Origin of the sequence: Mariniradius sediminis (assembly GCF_021491425.1) — a bacterium.
GTDB classification, from domain to species: domain Bacteria; phylum Bacteroidota; class Bacteroidia; order Cytophagales; family Cyclobacteriaceae; genus Mariniradius; species Mariniradius saccharolyticus.
In genome coordinates, this window is record NZ_JAKEVZ010000001.1 from 277,569 (window position 1) to 298,864 (window position 21,296).

Here is a 21,296-nt window from a genome sequence, read left to right on the forward strand (position 1 = left end):
TTCCTTTCAAATCATATTATGATAGTCAACCAAAGAGTAAACTCCTTCGCTATGTTCCAAAGAAACATACTCCCCCTGCTTTTTTTAATTTGCACATTCTTCGTTGTTTCCTGTGAATTGAAAGAAGATTCTGATATCGAAGTGCCTGAGAAATGGGAAAAGGTGAGAGGATTTGAGGAAGGGCTTTTCGATGCACGGGAGATCGACGGGAAGCTCTACACAGCCTCTTGGACGCGGATATACCCCGATGCGAGTATTCAGGGACCAAATAACTTCGTCGATCTCAGTCCATTTTTGAGGGCAATGTTTCCATACAAGTTGCCCATTACTGATAAGTTGATAGCCGTCGTGAATCCAACACAACTTACGATTCTGCCTTCGGACGATCCTAAGCCGGAAAACGCTTTGGTGATGAACATGAAGGACATCGATCCCGATTTTCTTGAGTTTCACTTTAGTATTAATGCCGGAGATGATAAGATAGCGATCCTATCGGACGGTAGCATTATTGTCCCATACCGTTCAAGATTTGACGATAGAATAAATAACACACCCGATTTTCTGTTGGTGAAGACAGCAGTCGATGGGGGAAGAGTAGTCCTTTTGGAAACCAAGTTGATCAAAGACGAGTATTTCGATCGAAGTGTGACGATTTATAACATGAAGGCGTTTGGTAGTTTTACTCGGGTCGCGATTGGTGACAAGACCTTTGACATTGATCCGGCGGGGAATATGGAGCTGCGTTTCGAGGAGATTTCCAAATCAGTTGAGGTGGACGGCGAGATATTCGCGTTTGCGATGACGTCACCCTATGAAAACCCCCAGATTCATGTTTACAAATCGGATCTCACAGGTAAAAACAATCAGCTAATTGCTACCTACGATTCTTCCAATATTTCCCTGTCGGACAACTTGGTTCTTAGCCAAATCACTGGCAATCTCTACAGTGTGAATGGAGTAATCTTAGTACAAAGTGCTTGGTGGATTTATAAACTTTCAATGGATGGTCAGCAACTTGTGCTTACACGTTTGGAAAATAATGGTCTTGAAAACTCAGATATTACTTCGATTACTTTGCTCGGCGATTCAAAGGTGTTCGTCACGGCGGTCTGTCATAATAATGAGGTTTTTTATAACTGTGGAGGCTTCATCAAATCGCTTGATAATTTCTTCAATCCTTTGGAATCCAATCCTCGTTAATTGTTGCAACATCCGATCCGAAAAAAAGGCTTCCCAACGCAAACTTTTTTGCTCACTACAAAATTTCGAACGATTTTTTTGTCAAACTGGATATTACAGTCTGTGACCTTTATTTCGCTTACTGAAATTCATCAAAAAAATAATTCGATATTAGTTTTGATCAACTATAATATTTCGTGACCTTTACTTTATAACGATTCTTTTTGTTTTCACAGCCATCATCCTTTCCATGTACACAAAATCAAACCTTTTCGCACTGTATTTTCTTCTCACGCTGTGTTATTACTCCTGTGACCCGAAAGAGGAACCAGCAACCCCTGAAAAATGGGAAAAAGTGGAAGGATTTCAAGAGGGGCTTTCATTTGCTCGGGAAATAGATGGGAAGCTCTTCGCTGCGGCGAGATCGCGGGTTTTTGCCAATGCCAGCGCAGGAGGGCCGAATGATTTTAGCGAGCTCAGTCTCTTTATGCAGAGTATGCCACCTTATAGGCTACCCCTTTCTGACCGACTGATGGCAGCTATCAATCCGTCTCAACTTTTCATCCTGCCCGCGGGGAACTCCAATCAGGAGAATGCTTTGACCCTAAACATGAGGGACATCGATCCGGAATTTACTGAGTTTCATTTCCTGCATTATTATTTGTGTGAGCAAATCAGTATCAATCCCGACGGAACAGTGATGGTACCCTACCGCTCAGCGAAAGACGGGAAACAAAAAAATACGCCTGACTTCCTTTGGGTCAAGACCGCAGTCAATGCCGGGAAAGTTGAACTCTTGGAATATAAGCTGATCAAGGAAGAGTTTTTTGCAGGGATTTCTACGATTCGCATCTTGAAGGATTTTCCCAGTTTTACAAGGGTCACGCTTGATGGCAAGACCTTTGACATAGACAGAGCTGGAAATTTGGAGTTGCGTTTTGAGAGGTTTGCCAAATCCGTTCAGGTCGGAGACGAGATCATTACCTTTGCTCGGCCAATGCCATTCGACAATCTCCCATGGGAAGTATACAAATCAGATCTCTCCGGTAAAAACAATCAGCTGTTGGGTACCTACAGTTCAAGTCAGATTTCACCACTTGATAATTTTATCTTGAGTCAAATGGCAGATAATCTATTCAGCGTTGATGGGAAAATCATTCTCAACAATCTCGACGCGATTTATCGAATCGATATAAAAAGCGAGGGAATTAAATTAATTGAATTGGAGAACGAAGGTCTACAAAATGCTCAAATCACTTCTATCACGCAGTTAGACAATTCGAGTATATACGTCACTGCCGTGTGTGACTCCTTTACCTTCAATAATTGCGGTGGCTTTACGAAATCGCTTGAAAACTTCTTCAATCCGAAGAAAACCCAGCCCCAACGCTGAGGATCTTGGCAGCAGAGAGCGGAATTTGGAAGGTTCTTCTGCATGTATCGGAGAAAGGCATCCTGTAGTGGTTTTTAGGATATCATTTTATTACAAAAATTGATTCCAATGGAAGAAAGCCAATAGTGAAATACCTTAGAGAAAATAATTATACAAAAGAGTTCAAGCGGGGAGGCCATCAAGTTTATAAATTTTTCAAAATTTAGGATAACCGTGAAATATAGTTCTATCGATATTCAATCCAATGAAACCCAAAATTGGATCAATTTGCTGAACCGACAGATTGATATTTCGTTATCCTTATTTTAAGAAAGTTACTATTAGTTTATGAAGTGTACATTAAGCATCCAGCATCTGCTAACGGCTTTTCATCTATATGGTATTAGGATATTTTTCTTGAATGGTCTTATGATGCTAGGTACGGTTGCAGCAGGACAGGATATTTTTCATTTTTCTATGGAGCTATCTACCAACGACAACTATCATGGCAGGAAAATCAAGAAGAAGCCCAGGACTTTTTCCGAAATGAAACAGAAAGCGAGTATAAAGATTCTTTATAGCACTAATGACAGTGTAGAGGCTGAAGTGAATATAAGCAGCGCCGAATATCACGTCTTAGAAGATGAGGTACGTGGCAGCTTGCCTCTGACTGTCCGATTTGACAGCAACATGCCCGAGGAGGGTAGCCGATTGGTTGGAAAATATGTGTTGCCGATTGTGAATGAACCATTTAAGTTGTTCTACAACAAAAACGGCGACCTATTGAATGAAAAAGACGTGTATGGCTCGGATCCAGCGAAAGAGTTTGAGTTGGAAATTGAGACAGGAAGTTCTACCTCTAAATTGGGTTCCATGCTGCTCTACCCGAAGCAAAACATAGCGGAAGCCCTTGGCACGATGATAAAGATTCGCAGTATCGAAATGCTTCACATTCAGGACACCGTCTCTTTGTCAGGAGAGCTTCAACAGGCGCGGATCGATACCTCTTATGTGCAGTTTGTAAGAACGGGACTGCCTTTTCTACAAAAGGTTGATGCCGATACCCTAAACATGTCTTTAGATTTCAAATTAATCAAGGATGATGATAAGATAGTGGTCAAAAACCGATGGGGCCTGGATTTGGAATTGGAAAGAAAAACCGAAAATGTTACGGCATTTACGAGTTATGTGGAAGGGGGTATTTTTCAATTGCTTTGGGAAACCAACCAAGTTCAGCAGCTTACCCTTAATCCCCAACTTTGGCCAACCCAGTGGGATTTAGATCAAACCTTTACGGTGTCCGGGGAATTCAACTCAAAATCAATAAGGACACGTAAACAGTCTTTTTTGGTAATCGAATAAAAATCACCAAGGTCTACTTCGATTCCAACTGATCACTTTCGAGTCATTCGGATATTATTTGGGTGTCTTCCTCCAATTCATCCAAACCGACATCCCAAATGCCCAAAGCGTCAACACAAGCGTCCCGCCATCCACCCATTTTTCACCGGGTTGCCAACCGAGAACCCGGTCGAGGAGATAGCTGATGTAGGAATTTGGCAGGTTCGTCTTTCCAAGCTTTTCCAACACCTGCCAATGCCAATCCGTAAGTGGACAATAACCCCAACCATACCAGATGCCCAAAAATCCCCAAGACAGCAGCGTCAGGCTGATGGTGATGAGATGGGCTTTCCTCGTTTTTTTCCAGATCCAGCCAAACAGGTTGAAGAGGATAAGGCTGGAATGAAAAACCACAAAAAACCAGTCGGCAAGGACAAGTTGGGCGTTCACGAGCATCATGCAAATTGTCATTCGGCGGGTTTTTTCCCCCAAGATAAGGAGGAAAATCCCTTGCTGAACAATGAGTATATCGAGCCTATCGCACCCAAAATCCCACTGAGGTAGGCGTAGGCCTCGTTGAGGAAGTTTTTGTCAAAGTAGCCAATCATGGCAAGGGAAAGTAGTACAAAACTCACCCCCGCGATTTGGATCGTGTTGGCGTTGCCATTGGCCCGCTCGTGGGTTTTGAATTCCTGCAGTTCCTTTTCAGAGATATTGTTGAGAATGTAATGTCTGAAAGTCCTGTTGAACATGCCCATTTTATCCTTTTCCGGAATGATTCTCAGGATTCCCTTTTGCACCAGTTCGGTCATCGTGTCCCAGTTGGCGGGATTCATGAAACCTTCGCGGCTGAAATAATAGCAGACCTTGCGTTCCATAAAACTGAGTTCTGCCCAAATATTGGCATAGTAGGCTTTGTTGTAGCGCTGGATGAGCATCACCTGATTTTCGATATCCCCATCTTTGGCGCGGATGAGGGTCTGAACGATTTCAGGATTTTGCCCAAAAGCAAGCTCCCGTTCCAGGCCATTGGTGACTTCCCCGAGCGAGTAGTCGATTGGGACGATTTCAAAGAAAAAGTCGACGAAAATCTCGCTGAACCTCACTTTGTCCAAATCTGCGGCAAAGTTTTGGAGCAGTTGCTTCCATGATTTTCCAGAGCCCAGTACGAGCGGCACATGGTTGGATTTGGCTTCCTCAAGCCAAAGCGGGATTTTGTCACTTAGCCAACTCGGTTCAGTCACGCAGTGGATATTCTCTATGAGCCATACTTTTTTGCCTTTGGAATCTGGAAGAGAAAATGATGTGCTTCCCTGGTCATCGTCCAGTTTCGTTTCTGCCAAATCCAACACAAAAATTTCGCTCTCTTCCACTCCCAGATTACAGGCAATCCACTTTTTCTTTTGGAAGGTATCGAGGCTACACAGAAACACTTTTTTGAAGTCTTGGGCGTCACAGTCCGCTTTGCTGCCCACCAGGTGATTGTCAAAATCAAAGTCCAAGAGGTAGATTTTACTGATGTTGTTGCTGATCAAGAAGTAGATTGTGACCAGTATACCAAACAATGCCCCGAGCCATATCCACGGCCAGCGGAGACTTTTCCAAAGGCTCCAGTTTGCCGCATCTTGCTTTCCTTCGAAGGCCGCATAGATGGCGCTTTTTGGCGGAGAAATGAATTGCCCAGGCTCTTTGTCGGCATTGTCCCCGACGATCGAAAAGAGATTCCGCCTGAATTTCTCGTAGGTTTCGATCCATTCCTTGGATTCGGGTACTTCGCTAGCCGCCTGTCCGTTCCAAATGCTTTCCTCAAACCTGAATGTACTCCCGTGGATCATCATACCAGGCAGGAATCCCAACAACAGGGACCAAGAAATCATGTACACGACAAAAGCTGCCCGGGAACTGATAGCCCATTGGTTGAGAAAACCGTCAATCGTCCGGAGGCTTCCCGAGTATTTCAGCCATGCGACGATTCCAAACAAAACTGCGGTAACGAGTATGATCACCCATCCAAGACTGATTTGAATCAAAATGACGACACCGAAGGCCCAAAGCAACAGCATCAGCAAGATGTAAAGGAGATCCCGCCTAATGGTCCGTGAGCGCCAAGTCGGTCCAGCGAGCAGGTAAAGGCAAAGTGAAGCAATAGTGGATGAAAGCACCGCTACCAGCGTGACTGCGAGTAAATGGTATCGACTGGAGAAAAACACGAGGACAAGCGCCAGGAGGAGCATGGCATTGACACTGGTCAACAACAAATAGCGGCTTTGCTTCCTCTTGGTCGGGAATAGCCAAGCGTACGCAAAGGGCACGAAACTCTTGATTTGCGGTGGGATTTGGGCAAACTTGTTGATGAAAGTCATAACCACCAACATGAGTAGATAAAAGCTCAAGATCACGACGGCTTCCAAACTGACGAGGGATGACTTGACGTAAGCTAAGTTTTTGTTGATAAGGTAAAGTGACCAGACATTTTGGTCAAAGTTTTTCCCGTCCACCAGTTGCAGGATTCCGATATAAGGGTCACCATTCAGATACATGCTGATTTCCCAAAAGTCCTCGGCACCTGCTAAAGGATTCTGTTCCATCAGATTTTTGATTTCAGCCCATTTTTGACCCTCCAAAGCGTCCGGTATTTGGTCAAGTGGCGTAAGTATCCCATCACTTTTGTGGAGGACTTTCCCCCCTTCCTTGAAGAGCAGGTAGCGGTGGTTTTCGGTGATTGGGCTGACTTTTCGCAAAGCAAATGTTATGGCTTCGACAACTTGCTCTTGGTTTCCTTTTCGGCTGATCACAGCTTCCAACTCCCCTGAACCCCTGGAGTATTGGGCTCCGATGAAATACGGACGATCACGCTGTGCATCAAAATGCCTTACATAATCACGCCCCGAAATATCGATGAAGGATTCGTTGGGATTGGCAAAATCGAGTTTGATCATCGATTTCGCTCCAAAATCAGCAATGTTGAGCTTTGTGATCATGGAGTTTTGCACCTCGATGAGCTCAAGGACTTCCTTGTCGGGAAAATCCTCAAACCTGAACCCTTTCCCGTTTCGCTCATTCAGAACCTTCAGGTAGCTTTCAAGATGCCTTTGGGTAACCCGCCGCAAGGAATCAAAATTCTCTTTTTTGGCATCGACGTATTTTTCAAGGTGTCCCAGTTGGGATAAGCCAAAACCAAGCACCGTCATCAAAAACATCAAGGAGAATCCCGCGGCAAATACCTTGTTTTTGCTCAGTACGTCCCCTTTTTCGAGGTTGAGAATGGAAAGTATTGGGATCGAAAGCAGCAGGATGATCAATCCATAAATCAAGGTCGTCAATAGGTTGAAATTGATCCTCAAGCCTACTTTGTCAAAATGGTCCGCCTGCTTGGTACCTATCAGGTAAAATGTTTTGCCGTTGAGTTGAACGGGAATCCAGAACCCCATATGTGGGACTAGGGAAATGTCAAAATTTGTCAACCTCACCCCTGCTTGGTGCCGGGATAAGGTGTCGTTTTCAGAAATTTTCTTAAAATCCAGCAGCTGCAATTCCCTCAGATTATTTGGATAAAGCGCATTGCCGTTTTCGTCGGCCAAGATGATATGGTCAAAAAAGCGGTTGTTTTGGTCTTTCTTCAGTAATTTTTCGAGCGGAAGAATGCTGGAAACCTGCACCATGAGTGAGTCTTCAAAGTCGAAATCCTTGGGATAAACGAGGTCAAATCCCAACAATTCTTTGATCTGCCTGCGACTTGGAAGCTCCCTGAGGTCAAACTGCTTCCGGTCCCATGTCATCAAGTGGTGCCTGTCTGCCAGTCGGACGGGGTTTTCGTAAAGAATCTCCAAAGAAGGTTCGGCAAGTTGTTCCGAATTTGGGTTGATGATGACGGTTTCTGTAAAGACGGGACGGTTGGAACCAAAAAAGCCATTCATGGTCCGTGCGATGGCGCTTTGGCTTTGAGGTTGTCCATCTGGGTTTTCTGGCGCCTTTTTCCCAAATTTTTCGATCAGGATCCTATAAAAGTACCCCTCAATTTCTTGATGGTAAGAATCGTAGGCGCCGATGAGGTTTTGCCGGGTGATTTCCATTCCGCGGATCGCCTGCATTTTGAGTTCGTCGCGATTGTTGCGGGACTGCTGATAGAGAATGGCGCCTATCACCAAAATCAATAAGGCAAGAATTCCCCAAAGCTTTAAATTCTTCCATTTCATATAAAAAACATAAAAATACCGTGGAATTTATCAAAAAAATATTGATTTTCAAATACTTGTCTTCTTGGCCCAAAATGCAATCCCGGATTTGGGAATATTGTTCATGAAAAACCCAGAAATCACAATTTTATAAGACAAATCAGCCCTGAAACAAAGCTCCGGTTTTTTCAGGAAAATAACTGTGAGAAAAGTTGAATTCGCTCAATGGATATTCTTTGGAAAGGATTTTTGCCGATAAGTCCAATAAATTCAAACAATTAGAGTGATTTTGTCATATTTCGTTCCTAAATTATTGCAATTTTCAAATCATAGAGGCATATTTATTGCTGATGCAATGCCTACCCGGAAAAATCCAAATGCCGGAGCGGTTGCGCTTCAAACAACTTAATCCAATGAAAAAGCAAATACTACTTATCCTTCTCACGAGCGTACTTGCTGTGCCCATTTGGGCCCAGGATACCGTACAGCAAACCGGATCCCTCACCGGAGGGACGATTTCCAGCCAATTTGATCACCTCCTCAAGATTTCAAACAATTACCAGGATTACAAGGTGGTCAAGAAGACACATTTGGATCAGATCCGTGCCAACGTGACCGACTCCATAAATGTATTCAAAAAGGAATTGAGTACAATCCAAGCAGACTTGGTAGAAAAGGAAACCAAGATCAAGGCCTTGGAAGCAGGTGTCACCGAAACCCAAAATCGATTGGAGTCTGCGGAAGCCGCCGTGGATAGTTTCGAATTTTTGGGCCTACAGATCCACAAATCCACCTATGTCAACATGATGTGGGCTATCGTTGGGTTGCTGACGGCGGGATTGCTGTTTTTCTTGTTCAAATACAGCCAAAGCCACAAAGTAATCGCTAAAGCCCAAAATGATTTGGCAGAAACAATAGAGGAGTTTGAGCAACACCGCAAAAACACGCTTGAGCGTGAAAGGAAACTCAAAAGGGAATTGATCGATGCCATGAACGGTAAGGTGAGCTAACTGTCCCTGCGCTGATAGAGATTAAGGAAACCCGGCCTGTTGCCGGGTTTTTTCTTTTTCCCGTCTGGCTGCGATGTCTTGACTTAGTTTTTTGATTTAGGCTGAAGCCTATGCCGATAATTTGTAATTTAGCCACCCTGCTACTTTCGAACTGAATTTCTACTTCCCAAAAACCGAACCCCATGCCTTCAAAAGGAGATAAAAAACTTTTTCTACTCGACGCCATGGCTCTGATTTACAGGGCGCATTTTGCTTTCAGCAAGACCCCAAGGATCAATTCCAAAGGCCTCAACACTGGCATTATGCTGGGATTTACCAATACGCTGCTGGAAGTTTTGGAAAAGGAAAAGCCGACACATATCGCGGTAGCCTTTGATACCAAGGCTCCGACGTTTCGCCACAAGCAATTCGAAGCCTACAAGGCCAATCGACAGGAACAGCCCGAAGATATAGAGGTAGGTACGCCCTGGGTAAAGCGGATTGTGCAGGCATTCAATATTCCTGTGCTGGAAATGGACGGCTACGAAGCGGACGATATCATCGGTACCCTGGCTAAAAAAGCCGAACGCACCAGTTTTGAAGTCTACATGATGACGCCCGACAAGGACTATGGACAAATCGTAGAGGACCATATTTTCCTGTATAAGCCGGCATTTATGGGCAATGGCGTGGAGATATTGGGACCAAAAGAGGTGTGTGCAAAATGGGATATCGAGCATGTAGACCAAGTGCGGGACATTCTCGGCCTAATGGGCGATGCGGTAGATAATATCCCGGGAATTCCGGGAATTGGGGAAAAAACGGCAGTGAAGCTACTGAAAGAATATGGTTCAGTGGAGGGATTGATCCAGAATGTGGATCAGCTCAAAGGAAAGCAAAAGGAGAACGTAGAGAACTTTGCCCAGCAGGGAATCCTCTCCAAGGAATTGGCGACGATTGATATCAATGTTCCGATCGAATTTGATGAAGTCGCGCTCCGCTACGATGGACCCCACGAGGACCAATTGAAGGCAATTTTTGCTGAATTGGAGTTTAGGACACTGACGCAGCGTGTTTTTGGGGAAAAGATCAAAAAGCCCCAAGCCCGGCCAAGCGAGCAGTTGGGCTTGTTTACCACACCGGAGGTTGCTGTGGCGGAAGAAGAGTTGGTGCCGGAAGAACCCTTGGCTCCGGTGCTTCAGGAGTATGACAGCATCCTGACGACCGCGAATGATTACCATAAAGTAGAGGGCGAAGATGCGATCCTGGAATTGATCAGTTACCTCGAAATCCAAGACGAATTCTGCTTCGACAGTGAGACGACATCGATCAACCCCAATGAAGCGGAACTCGTTGGGCTTTCTTTTTCCTACGTGCCCGGCGAGGCGTTTTATGTACCATTCCCGGCCGACCAAAAACAGGCCACTCGTCAGTTGGAATTGTTCCGAAGTCTATTTGAAAATGAAAAAATCTCCAAGATTGGCCAGAACATCAAATACGACATGCTCGTGCTGATGAACTATGGCATCAAGGTTAAAGGACAATTGTACGACACCATGTTGGCCCATTATCTCATCGAGCCGGAGGGCAAGCATTCGATGGATTGGCTGGCGCAGCAATATCTCAATTACCGCCCTGTCTCGATCGAGTCATTGATTGGAAAAAAAGGGAAAGGACAAGGAAACATGCGGGACGTAGACGTGGACGATGTGGTCCAGTATGCCGCTGAGGACGCCGATGTGACCTTGAAACTCAAGCAGAAGTTTGACCCGATTATCAAGCAAAACGGCCTGGCCAAGTTGTTTTTTGAGGTCGAAAATCCCCTCATCGAAGTGCTTGCCGAAATGGAGTTTGAGGGAGTAAGGATCGATACGGGAAGTTTGGCTGAGTTGTCGGGAATACTTGAATCTGAAAGCAAGGAGATCGAAAAACGTGTCTATGAATTGGCGGGAGTTCGGTTTAACCTTTCCTCTCCAAAGCAGCTTGGTGATGTGCTTTTCGAAAAACTCAAACTCGATCCCAAGGCCAAGAAAACCAAGACTGGCCAATATGCAACCGGAGAAGAAGTCTTGAGCAAGTTGGCGGGCGAGCACGAAATCGCGGATGCCATTTTGGAGTACCGAGAAATGGTGAAGCTCAAGTCCACCTATGTAGATGCTTTACCTACCATGATCAATCCCAAAACGGGCCGTGTCCACACTACCTATAACCAATTCGTGGCAGCGACCGGCAGACTTTCGTCCATCAATCCCAATCTTCAGAATATTCCGATCCGGACGGCAAGGGGCCGGGAAATACGCAAGGCCTTTGTTCCAAGGGACGAAAACCACGTGATCCTTTCAGCCGATTATTCCCAAATAGAACTGCGGCTGATGGCGGCCTTTTCACAGGATGCATCCATGTTGGAAGCTTTTCAGGAAGGGAAAGATATCCATGCGGCGACTGCGGCGAAGATATTCAAAGTCTCTTTGGACGACGTGAATTCGGACATGCGCAGAAAGGCGAAGACCGCCAACTTTGGTATCATTTACGGGATTTCGGCCTTTGGATTGTCACAGCGTCTCAACATCTCCCGAACAGAAGCCAAGGAAATCATCGATGCTTATTTCACAGAGTTTCCTGCGGTCAAGACCTACATGGACAACAGCATTGAGAAGGCCCGAAAGGATGAGTATGTTGAGACGATCTTGGGAAGAAGGCGCTATCTGCGGGATATCAATAGCCGAAATATGACGATGAGGGGCTTTGCCGAGCGAAACGCCATCAATGCCCCGCTGCAGGGTTCCGCCGCTGACTTGATCAAAGTAGCGATGATTGATGTCCATCGTTGGTTGAAAAAGGAGAACCTCAAATCAAAAATGATCCTGCAGGTGCATGACGAATTGGTATTTGATGCCCACAGGGATGAAGTCGAAATCCTGAAAAGACAAATCCCGTATTTGATGACCCATGCGGTGAAGCTGCCTGTGCCTTTGGAAGTAGAAGTGGGGACCGGGAAGGATTGGCTGGAGGCGCATTGATAGATTCACAAACCTGCAATCCGCCAAGGAAAATGTTATGTTTAATTTATTAATTGACTTAAATAACATGAAAAGGCTGATATTCCTGGCATTACTGGTTTTGGGACCTAAATTTGGTTATTCTCAAAATGCGGAATTGATTGCGAATTGTGAAGCTCTGATAATCAAAACTTTTCAATATTCGGATCTAAATCCAGCTTATCAAGTAGAATCGGATTCAATAAATCAAAGATTTGTGAATGCTCTTATGGGTCGAAACCGGGTGAATCTAAATACGGATTACAATACTGAAATTGAGCCGATTCTAAAGGCGATTTATAAAAATTCTAGAAGTGAATACGACGATTCACCTGATATGCGTAGGTATAAATCGAGGCGTTCTATATGTTTCGCAACAGTCGCATTACTATCTGGTTTTGAAAGCGCTGATACATTTATAGAGTATTCAAAATCTTCGTTGCTAGGCTCAGTTGAAACCCCTGAAATTAAGTTGTTGGAGAATCAATACCTTGGGCTTTTGATACTTGAGTTGATGTTGAAAATTGAGGGGGAAAGATTGAGTGGTTCAGATATTGAAAAACTGAAACAGTACCTTACCACTAATCGGGATTTTATTTTGCCGGAAAACTTACTCGATGCTCAAAAAGTTGTAGAGTCTTGTAAAAGTATTTTTCGGAAATCCTAAGAATTCTCGATCATCCGCAGCCAGTACTGCTTTTTGGGCTCACGGTTTTTCTTTGCGAAATCGGTATGGAATTGATGGGCTTTGAGAAATCTAACCTGGATGTTTTTCCATTCTTCTTCTGTTCGAATGACGTTGGCTAGCTTCAGTTCCTCAAACAATTTAGAACTGATTTCCGGATAATCATCCCGTCCCAAATAGTCCAAATCAGCATCACAGATGATTTTTTGTAGCTCGTTGGTGGGAGATTGGGGGATTTTTGTGGCCAAAATCAGCCCTTGTACACTTTCAATGCAGGGCTGGCCGACGTTGTATTTTCGGAGGATTTCTTCGGCCATTTTTGCCCCCACTTCTTCGTGGTTGGAATTGCCTTGGGTAAAGCCGATGTCATGCATCAGGGCGCCGATTCTTAGTTCACAGGCCTCTTGCTCCGGGAGCTTCAATCTATCGATGTATTGGTTGCAAACATCATACACATCCATGATATGGGACATGTCGTGGTACTTGAGGCTACTCGGGAGATCAGATTCCAACATGGACAAAACCTCCTTTTTTATGTTTAAGAATTCCTTCATTCGGCTTGTTTAGGTCAAACCCAAAGCTGTGGTATGGGTAAGTTAATCAACACAAATTAAATCTTGATCCTTTTTAAACTACTTGTTCAATATGGTTGGAAATATGTTCATGAACATATATTTCAGCAGCTTCAATGTCTGGGCCAAAAACGGTCAACAACAAAAGCCGGGATTTGGGATTCTTAAACACATGCAGTCCACCTCCAAATTCCATAAAATATAAATTAAATTTTTTTATAAATCAGAATGAAGATAAGATTAATCAAATCACTCCGGAATTAACGCCAATAATTTCCTGCCCATATAATGGCACGAGAGCAATAATCGTCCCAAACATATCCATGGACCAAATCGGCGATTGTACTTTCCGTCTAAGCTGCGGGAATTAGTGCTGACCTAAATTTGATTTTACTTGCGAAATAGTATTGGAATCAACGTTTGAAATATAGGGAAATATTCCCAAACACACTAAATTGATATTAGTCAATTTTTGGGGGTGATTTTTTTGGAACCAATTCTATCCGCGGTTGTCGAATTTTCTGAAAATCAACTGGACAAATTCCTCTACGATTTCCGAGTTTTTATTCCAGCCGAGTTCACCGACATAGCGTTCATTCAGCAGTTCGATGGCTTCGACAAATGACTTGCATTCGTCAATGGATCGAAGCGCATGCTTTAGCAAATCGGGGTTGCCGTCAAAAAGCTCTTTGGTAAACATAAACCGTTGGTTCAATCCCACACTTTCTGCGAGGTCCTTGATGGTACCCTTCATCACGGAATATTGTTCGTTTTCGAGGCGGTTCCAGATTTCGATCGGATCGATCCGATTTTCCAGGTTGACGGTTTTGAACCTACGTTCGGACGGCAGGTCTTTCAGGTCCTCTTCTACCATCACCGTATCTTCCAATTCAGGTTCTTGTCCCGATACAGGCATCCGGATCGGAAGGGGTTTTGAGGGCTCTTCGATTTGGTCGAAGAAAGATTCCGTGGCCAGGGGTTCTTGGATTGGCTGAGGCGCAGGTTTTGGAGTTTCCTCGATTTGCTCGTCCTGGACTGGGATCAGAAGGTCAAAATCCAAAAACTTGATTTGACCCATGCTGTTGAGCAGGGATTTGTGGCTATCGAGACCTGCTTTTTGGCTGGCAAAGTTATTTTCCAAAGCCCTCGTGTAAGCTTCCCGCGTATGCTGCAATCCCGCCCGGTCGATCAGGCTCGAAATCAGGGCGGTGTGCCACTTGATGTATTTTTTGTTGTCTTTCAAAAACTGGTTCACATCTTGGTCTTTGACTTTTGCGATTTCGTTTTTGAAAAAATCCAAGGGGTTGACTGCCAGGGAAATGCTTTCCTTCACTGCCTGGATCAAAAGGGGCTCAAAGTGCTGCCTTTCGATCTTGATTGTGCGGGAGAGCAGGTTGGCAAATTCGCGCAAAGATTCGTGGACGGCTTTGTCACGGTAATCGAAATATGGGCTGCTCTTCAGTTTTTCGATTTCAAGTTGCCAAGTTTCAAACAAAATCTTGATGATGAAAAAGTTGACCTGAATGCTCGGGGTCAGGGTGATGATCTCCTGTCCCGTCATGTACTTCTTGGTTTTGAAATAGTCCGCACACACCAAACCACTAAATTCCTTCGCGTAGCTTTCTACATAATTGCTATTTATCTTCGCTGACATAATCCTACCGTTTTCTATTTTTTGCCGCCAATGCTATGCTGAAAATCGTCATCCAAAATCTACAACGACGCGAATTATCTTCCTCGCATGCCGGAGGCAAAGTTATTGATTTAATCCATCAAAACGGCATAGATTGGATGCATGCCTGCGGAAAAAAAGGGCGCTGTACCACCTGCAAAATCATCGTCCTTTCAGGGATGGAAAACCTCTCCCCGCTCACCGAACCGGAGGAAATTTACCGCGATTTGGGCAAGTTAAAACCAAACGAAAGGCTATCTTGGCAAGCCAAAATCATGGATGGGGAACTGACGGTTCGGGTTGCGGAGGAAAACAAATTGTCCCATATCCATTACAGCGAGTAGAAAGTATGTTTATAGAACCTTCCATCGGAAAATCCAGAAATCCTGATCGCCGAGGTCATATAGAGGTGATCTGCGGCTCCATGTTTTCTGGGAAAACGGAAGAACTCATCAGACGCCTCAACCGTGCCCTGATTGCACGCCAAAAGGTCGAGATTTTCAAACCCTCCATTGACAAGCGTTACCATGACTTCGATGTAGTCTCGCACAACGAGAATGCGATCCGGTCGACGCCCGTGAATTTCGCGGATGACATCATTTTGCTTGCAGGAGATTGCGACGTGGTCGGCATTGACGAGGTACAGTTTTTCGATCAGCGGATCGTGGAGGTTGCGGATATTTTGGCCAACGCCGGCAAAAGGGTCATTTTGGCCGGATTGGATATGGATTTTGCAGGGAAGCCATTTGAGCCTATGCCTCAGTTATTAGCCATTGCGGAATACGTGACCAAGGTCCATGCTATCTGCATGAAATGCGGCAATCTCGCATCCTATTCCTACAGGTTGACTGCCGCACAAGACAAGGTTCTCTTGGGTGAGAAGGACAGCTACGAAGCCCGCTGCAGAAAGTGTTTCCACGAGCCCAGGTAACAGTGACTTATGCTCCAAAAAACCCGCGGTATCGTCGTTTCTTTTATCAAATACGGTGATACCTCCGTCATCGTCAAGATTTTTACCCGGGAAATGGGGCTGCGTTCCTATATCGTGAATGGTGTCAGGTCAAGTTCCCGGTCAAACAAGATGGCATTTTACCAGCCTTTGACCTTGTTGGAGCTTGTTGTTTACGAAAAAGAGGGCAAAAATCTGCAGCGAATATCGGAGGTTAAGCTGCTGAGACCCCATCAGCGCATCCCTTTTGATTTTGTAAGGTCGGCTGTGGCGATGTTTATGGCGGAGGTGCTTGGCAAATCAGTCGTGGAGGGATATCACAACGAGTCTTATTATGATTTTTTGGAAGCGGCCGTGGATCAGCTCGATTCGGATCGGGCACATCTTTCCCATTTCCCGCTTGTTTTCCTGTTGGAGGGATCCAAGTTTCTCGGATTCCCGCCGGAGGATGCGGATTCGTTTTATGAGGAACTTGAGCCGATTTTGGGTGTTTCCAGTCAGCTACAGGCGGAAAAACAATACCTGAATTCGCTGATGGAGGCATCTTTTGGATTCAGTGAAAAGATTTCTCCGATTTATAAAAAAAGGCTGTTGGATCATTTCCTGACTTACTATGCCAAGCATCTGGAAATTTACCCGGAATGGAAATCAGTAGAAGTTCTTAGGCAGTTGATGCAGGGATAAATTTATCCTTGATTAAAAATTTGTTATTTCAGCGTTATACCTGTAATATTGTGCACTCACAGAGAAGAAAACCCTCTCCCCCTGGGTTTTATCGTAGCTGAATCCCTTTTTCATTCAGATCTGTCAGAATCATCACAGGAATTCATCACACATTCACACACACACTTCATTTATTCATTTCATAAGCTTTTTATGTATAACATAGAAGAACTAAGAATCAGGCTTCTTTCTGAGCTGAAAGAGATTGCCGAGGAATTGGGCGTCAAAAATCACAAATCACTCAAGAAAGACGAATTGGTTTACGCAATCCTTGAGCAGCAGGCCATCACCGACGAGTCATCGCTGCCCAAAAAAAGGCCGTCAGTAGTTGAGACAGCGCCAGCGCAAGCCGAAAGCAAACCCGCCCCCGAAAAAATCGCTCAAGAATCACCTGCCCCAGAATCCAAACCCAAATTCAGAAGAGAAAACGTAGCCGAAATCAAGAAGGAGGAAAACCCCGCTCCGGAAGCTGCGCCAAGTCCTGCGCCGAAACCTGAATTTGCCAAGCCTGAATTCAAACGCGAAGAGCGTCCAGCGCCACGGCGTGAGGCACCTGCACCGAGAGAGAATGGTGGCAGGCCGAATCTGCAACAGGAAGAACCCGCGAAGTTCATCCGGCCACGCAGACGTGTCGTGGATGAAATCGTACCATCGCCAGCCGCACAGTCCGCGCCGATAGAACCGGAAGTGGAATTGCCAAGAAGAAAGAACTTCAGGGATATCGAAGAGGCCCACATTCCAGCCGCTGAGATTATTCCGACAAAGAAAAAACCATACGTAAGCGTCAAGGAGTTTGAGGGAATCATCGAAAACGAGGGCGTACTTGAGATCACGCCCGAGAGCTTCGGATTCATGAGGTCTTTGGATTACAATTACCTCGCTTCCCCGGATGACATTTATGTGTCTCCCTCCCAAATCAAACTTTTTGGACTCAAGACAGGTGACCATATCAAAGGCACCATCCGCCCGCCTAAGGAAGGTGAAAAGTATTTCGCGCTTCTAAAAGTTATCACTGTCAACGGAAAGACTACCGAGGAAATCAGAGACAGGGTTCCTTTCGAATACCTGACACCGTTGTTTCCACAGGAGCGCCTAAAGTTGGCCACCAAGCACGATAATTATTCCACAAGGATTTTGGACCTGTTTGCTCCGATAGGAAAAGGACAGCGAGGCATGATCGTTGCGCAGCCCAAAACTGGTAAAACCGTCCTGCTTCAACAGATTGCCAACGCGATTTCGGAAAACCATCCGGAAGTGCATCTGATGATCCTTTTGATCGACGAGCGTCCTGAAGAGGTTACGGATATGGCGCGTTCGGTAAAGGCGGAAGTAATATCTTCTACCTTCGACGAACAAGCTGAAAGACATGTGAAAGTGGCTTCCATTGTCTTGGAAAAAGCCAAGAGAATGGTGGAATGCGGCCACGATGTCGTAATTCTATTGGATTCTATCACGAGATTGGCAAGGGCCTACAACACGGTCGTGCCAAGTTCCGGTAAAATTCTTTCGGGTGGTGTAGACGCCAATGCGCTCCACAAGCCAAAGCGCTTCTTCGGTGCTGCACGGAATGTGGAAAACGGTGGTTCTTTGACCATCATCGCCACGGCATTGGTGGAGACAGGTTCCAAGATGGACGAGGTGATCTTCGAAGAATTCAAAGGCACCGGCAACATGGAATTGGCATTGGATAGAAAACTTTCCAACAGGAGGATTTATCCATCCATCGACGTACCAAGTTCAGGTACCAGAAGGGAAGATCTCCTCATGGACAAGGAAGAAATGCAGCGTGTCTGGATTTTGAGGAAACTCATGTCGGACATGACATCGCAAGAGGCAATGGAATTCCTGCTCCAAAGAATGAAGGGAACCCGAGACAACGTCGAATTCCTCATCAGCATGAACGGCTAATGTGTATCAAACATTTCAAATTAAGTCCAGGTCTTGCGAGGCTTGGACTTTTTTATTTACCATTTTTTTGGTGTTCATTTTGGGAAAAATGCTTTGTAAATCAAGTCCTTGGCCTATAGATGCCCAGTCATTAACTTGTTGCTAAGAATGGGCAAGAAAATCACCCTTAAGCGTCCCATTCCTGCCCTAGAAAATGAAATTTTTTTCATCCTTTCCGCAGATTGGATACCGACTGATTCCATTGGTTTGGAAACTGTCGCTGGGCTTTTTGTTTTTTCTAATTCAAAATGAAGCAGTGGCTGAGGGCTCGGGAAATTGGGGCACAGCTACGGATCGTCAAAGCTGGCTTTGGTACCCGGGAAATGCCGGTTCAGGCGGATATACCAACCGCGGTTACATGTTGCTGCCTTCTTCGGTCACAGGTTACAATGGAGGACACAGGCTTTACGTATATGTCAAGGATGGTGAAACCGTTTTTTGGGGATTTCGTCGTCACGGTACGACGGGAAATATCCGAGTGGCTTGGTATTATGACGCAGGATCTTCTGATTTTTTCCCTGTGGGAACCTCAGGTGCAGCGAGGACACTTGCCGCCAGTCAGGATTACGATGCCAGCACCGCTGGGGCTGCGCAAGGCAGACCAGGTACCGGACTCGATGCGCTGAATGGACCATCCCAAATAACAGGAACTGGCTACCAAGGATATTCTTTCACAAACAGTACAGGCGCTGCAAGGGCCTTTTGGGTAGAAATATCCAACACTTCGGGAAACCACATCACAGCTGGATTCAACATCAATTTTTGGGACATCACCGTCGCTTCCGGAACGGCAGGTGGCTTTATTGAGCACCCGGGAAGAGTTTACAGCAGATTTTGGAGTATTGCCAACTCGAGGCCATCCGGTTCGAGTACCACGCTGTCACTCACAAAAGGCCTGGCTGACGACTACTCGTTCCATGACGATTTTGGATTTTATGTTCCGGTAGATAATACCTTCTCAGCAGCAGGGAATGATTTTTTTGTAAAGCGGGTCAACCTTTCAGGTTCCAGTGGTGGTTGGACAAACTTCTTTGCCAATAAAGACGGCCCCCGCAACACGCTCACATTCGAAGAAAACAGACAGTCCATTTCCGGTACTTCTTCCAACTTCGAATATCCCTTGTTTATCAGCGATCCTGATCCCAGTATCTGGGCGACAACAACTCCACCCTCCGCGAGTCTGCTGATCAACTACCAGGAAAAATCCCCCCCCGCGACAGGTGGAGAAGCCACTGTAGACCTGACCATCAGCTTACCTGCTGTAGTGGATGTGTTGATCGACCTGAATGAAAACGCGGTTTATGATGTAGGCACAGACGTGATCATCTCCGAGAAATTCGATGCGCCCGGTACTTACCAAATCTATTGGGATGGGGAGGATGCGGGCGGGACACCGGTTCCTAAGGGAACCAAGGTAGACGTGATCGCCTCCGTTGTTTTTTATCCGGTACATTTCCCGATTTATGATTTGGAGCAAAGCCTTGGAATCACTGTGACCAATGTGCGTCCCGGCGTGGTAGAAAACAACAAGATCTTTTGGGATGATACGCTTATTCCCCGTACCAGCTTGACTCCGAGCGACAGCCCCCAGTCTTTGGAAGCCAACTTCACGGGCGTACTTGGCCCGGACCACATCTGGTGGGCAACTGGAGACAACGGCTTCAGCAACAACATCACGATCAATACCTGGGCTGGTTCGTACTACACTGAGGTCTCGGAATCGTTTAGGATATTGCCGGTGCGGTGGCTCTATTTTTCGGGAAAGGCTTCTGAAAACGGTATTCGATTAGAGTGGGCTACCGCCCAAGAACGGGACAACGCCTATTTTATCCCGCAAAAGTCCAATGATGCAAGGACTTGGAGTGCGCTTCCAAGGGTGCAAGGAAAGGGAGACTCAGATTCCGTCTCCCTGTATGAATCATGGGATGCGAATCCATTTTTTGGAAGAAATTATTACCGCATACTGCAACAAGACGAAGACGGAAGATCCAATTATTCCGAAGTGATTCGTATCGAGTACACTGGTTCATTGGATCTCCTGGTCTATCCAAATCCATTTGGTACAGAAATCAAAATCGAGGGAAATGGTGTAGCAGATGTTGGTTTCGTCCTGTTTGATAGTCAGGGTGTCTCCCAACCATTTGTGCCGAAATCAATGGCGGATGATCGTGTGGTATTGGAAATTGGGGAAATACCCTCAGGAGTTTATTTTCTTCAAATCAGGACACGGTCCAGCGTCTTTCTTCAGAAACTAGTGAAGGCTAAGTGATTCAAAGAGTCTTTGCGGGTTTTTTCAGGAAAAAGATCAATTTGTCGCCTATACTTTTGAATTGTTGTGATTATTCAAGAATAAATAGAACATAATGAAAATGGATTTTGAACAAGAATTTTTGTTTTGTAAACTAAATAGTTGTTTAATCTAATTGTTTTTTCCTTAATTGAGGATATGTTTCAGGATTCACCTGCCTGAAACGGTAGCTTTTCACCTATATTTTGAATGTTCGATGTCTTTTTTCAAGCGAAGTTTTGGACTTAGATTAGTTTGTTTTTTTGGCCTCGCGATAGGATTTGGATTCCTTTCCAGTCGGGCTTATGCTGAAGGATCCGGTAATTGGGGAACAGCCAGCAACAGGCAGAGTATGCTTTGGTATCCC

15 protein-coding genes are annotated in these 21,296 nt (G+C 45.3%); 11 read left to right on the forward strand and 4 right to left on the reverse strand.

Annotation, left to right across the window (positions count from 1 at the left end; translation table 11 throughout):
- Positions 1–51: 51 nt before the first annotated feature.
- The 3 genes from L0U89_RS01270 to L0U89_RS01280 all read left to right on the forward strand — a co-directional run bounded on the left by L0U89_RS01270 (position 52) and on the right by L0U89_RS01280 (position 3,913).
- Entirely contained in the window at positions 52–1,200 is a 1,149-nt protein-coding gene (locus tag L0U89_RS01270) for a hypothetical protein (RefSeq protein WP_234859854.1), read from the forward strand.
- A gap of 229 nt (positions 1,201–1,429) precedes the next feature.
- The gene (locus tag L0U89_RS01275) at positions 1,430–2,572 is read left to right on the forward strand and encodes a hypothetical protein (RefSeq protein WP_234859855.1); all 1,143 of its coding nucleotides are present in this window, start codon (positions 1,430–1,432) and stop codon (positions 2,570–2,572) included.
- A gap of 327 nt (positions 2,573–2,899) precedes the next feature.
- Complete coding sequence (locus L0U89_RS01280) at positions 2,900–3,913, forward strand: hypothetical protein (RefSeq protein ID WP_234859856.1); 1,014 nt, start codon at positions 2,900–2,902, stop codon at positions 3,911–3,913.
- Positions 3,914–3,967: 54 nt separating this feature from the next.
- Here the strand turns inward: L0U89_RS01280 and L0U89_RS01285 are convergent, their stop codons facing one another.
- Entirely contained in the window at positions 3,968–4,363 is a 396-nt protein-coding gene (locus tag L0U89_RS01285; RefSeq protein ID WP_234859857.1) for a DUF2784 domain-containing protein, read from the reverse strand.
- Positions 4,360–8,088, reverse strand: a complete 3,729-nt coding sequence (locus L0U89_RS01290; RefSeq protein WP_234859858.1) for a hypothetical protein — start codon at positions 8,086–8,088, stop codon at positions 4,360–4,362. The genes L0U89_RS01285 and L0U89_RS01290 overlap by 4 nt, the downstream gene beginning before the upstream one ends.
- A gap of 392 nt (positions 8,089–8,480) precedes the next feature.
- On the opposite strand from L0U89_RS01290, the gene L0U89_RS01295 reads away from it, so the two are divergent.
- The 3 genes from L0U89_RS01295 to L0U89_RS01305 all read left to right on the forward strand — a co-directional run bounded on the left by L0U89_RS01295 (position 8,481) and on the right by L0U89_RS01305 (position 12,761).
- Entirely contained in the window at positions 8,481–9,077 is a 597-nt protein-coding gene (locus tag L0U89_RS01295; RefSeq protein WP_234859859.1) for a hypothetical protein, read from the forward strand.
- Positions 9,078–9,259: 182 nt separating this feature from the next.
- Complete coding sequence (gene polA / locus L0U89_RS01300; RefSeq protein WP_234859860.1) at positions 9,260–12,076, forward strand: DNA polymerase I; 2,817 nt, start codon at positions 9,260–9,262, stop codon at positions 12,074–12,076.
- A gap of 67 nt (positions 12,077–12,143) precedes the next feature.
- Positions 12,144–12,761 (forward strand): hypothetical protein, encoded by a 618-nt coding sequence (locus tag L0U89_RS01305; protein ID WP_234859861.1) that lies wholly within the window; start codon positions 12,144–12,146, stop codon positions 12,759–12,761.
- Here the strand turns inward: L0U89_RS01305 and L0U89_RS01310 are convergent.
- Positions 12,758–13,333, reverse strand: a complete 576-nt coding sequence (locus L0U89_RS01310; protein ID WP_234859862.1) for an HD domain-containing protein — start codon at positions 13,331–13,333, stop codon at positions 12,758–12,760. The two genes, L0U89_RS01305 and L0U89_RS01310, sit on opposite strands and share 4 nt — an antisense overlap.
- Positions 13,334–13,850: 517 nt before the next feature.
- Positions 13,851–15,005 carry a DUF8457 domain-containing protein gene (locus L0U89_RS01315; protein WP_234859863.1) on the reverse strand — a complete coding sequence of 385 codons (1,155 nt, stop codon included), beginning with the start codon at positions 15,003–15,005 and terminating at the stop codon, positions 13,851–13,853.
- Positions 15,006–15,040: 35 nt separating this feature from the next.
- On the opposite strand from L0U89_RS01315, the gene L0U89_RS01320 reads away from it, so the two are divergent.
- The 5 genes from L0U89_RS01320 to L0U89_RS01340 all read left to right on the forward strand — a co-directional run bounded on the left by L0U89_RS01320 (position 15,041) and on the right by L0U89_RS01340 (position 20,911).
- The gene (locus tag L0U89_RS01320) at positions 15,041–15,367 is read left to right on the forward strand and encodes a 2Fe-2S iron-sulfur cluster-binding protein (RefSeq protein WP_234859864.1); all 327 of its coding nucleotides are present in this window, start codon (positions 15,041–15,043) and stop codon (positions 15,365–15,367) included.
- Positions 15,368–15,372: 5 nt separating this feature from the next.
- Complete coding sequence (locus L0U89_RS01325; RefSeq protein ID WP_040480953.1) at positions 15,373–15,954, forward strand: thymidine kinase; 582 nt, start codon at positions 15,373–15,375, stop codon at positions 15,952–15,954.
- Between the two features lie 9 nt (positions 15,955–15,963).
- On the forward strand, positions 15,964–16,656 hold the full coding sequence (gene recO / locus L0U89_RS01330; RefSeq protein WP_234859865.1) for a DNA repair protein RecO: 693 nt from the start codon (positions 15,964–15,966) through the stop codon (positions 16,654–16,656).
- A 192-nt stretch (positions 16,657–16,848) separates the two neighbouring features.
- Positions 16,849–18,603, forward strand: coding sequence for a transcription termination factor Rho (gene rho / locus L0U89_RS01335; protein WP_234859866.1), 1,755 nt, complete (start codon positions 16,849–16,851; stop codon positions 18,601–18,603).
- Positions 18,604–18,796: 193 nt separating this feature from the next.
- Positions 18,797–20,911 (forward strand): T9SS type A sorting domain-containing protein, encoded by a 2,115-nt coding sequence (locus L0U89_RS01340; protein ID WP_234859867.1) that lies wholly within the window; start codon positions 18,797–18,799, stop codon positions 20,909–20,911.
- Positions 20,912–21,296 lie beyond the last annotated feature (385 nt).

Coding starts and splice junctions, on each gene's coding strand:
- L0U89_RS01270 (WP_234859854.1), top strand. CDS start 52: ATGTTCCAAAGAAACATACTCCCCCTGCTTTTTTTAATTTGCACATTC.
- L0U89_RS01275 (WP_234859855.1), top strand. CDS start 1,430: ATGTACACAAAATCAAACCTTTTCGCACTGTATTTTCTTCTCACGCTG.
- L0U89_RS01280 (WP_234859856.1), top strand. CDS start 2,900: ATGAAGTGTACATTAAGCATCCAGCATCTGCTAACGGCTTTTCATCTA.
- L0U89_RS01285 (WP_234859857.1), bottom strand. CDS start 4,363: ATGACAATTTGCATGATGCTCGTGAACGCCCAACTTGTCCTTGCCGAC.
- L0U89_RS01290 (WP_234859858.1), bottom strand. CDS start 8,088: ATGAAATGGAAGAATTTAAAGCTTTGGGGAATTCTTGCCTTATTGATT.
- L0U89_RS01295 (WP_234859859.1), top strand. CDS start 8,481: ATGAAAAAGCAAATACTACTTATCCTTCTCACGAGCGTACTTGCTGTG.
- polA (WP_234859860.1), top strand. CDS start 9,260: ATGCCTTCAAAAGGAGATAAAAAACTTTTTCTACTCGACGCCATGGCT.
- L0U89_RS01305 (WP_234859861.1), top strand. CDS start 12,144: ATGAAAAGGCTGATATTCCTGGCATTACTGGTTTTGGGACCTAAATTT.
- L0U89_RS01310 (WP_234859862.1), bottom strand. CDS start 13,333: ATGAAGGAATTCTTAAACATAAAAAAGGAGGTTTTGTCCATGTTGGAA.
- L0U89_RS01315 (WP_234859863.1), bottom strand. CDS start 15,005: ATGTCAGCGAAGATAAATAGCAATTATGTAGAAAGCTACGCGAAGGAA.
- L0U89_RS01320 (WP_234859864.1), top strand. CDS start 15,041: ATGCTGAAAATCGTCATCCAAAATCTACAACGACGCGAATTATCTTCC.
- L0U89_RS01325 (WP_040480953.1), top strand. CDS start 15,373: ATGTTTATAGAACCTTCCATCGGAAAATCCAGAAATCCTGATCGCCGA.
- recO (WP_234859865.1), top strand. CDS start 15,964: ATGCTCCAAAAAACCCGCGGTATCGTCGTTTCTTTTATCAAATACGGT.
- rho (WP_234859866.1), top strand. CDS start 16,849: ATGTATAACATAGAAGAACTAAGAATCAGGCTTCTTTCTGAGCTGAAA.
- L0U89_RS01340 (WP_234859867.1), top strand. CDS start 18,797: ATGAAATTTTTTTCATCCTTTCCGCAGATTGGATACCGACTGATTCCA.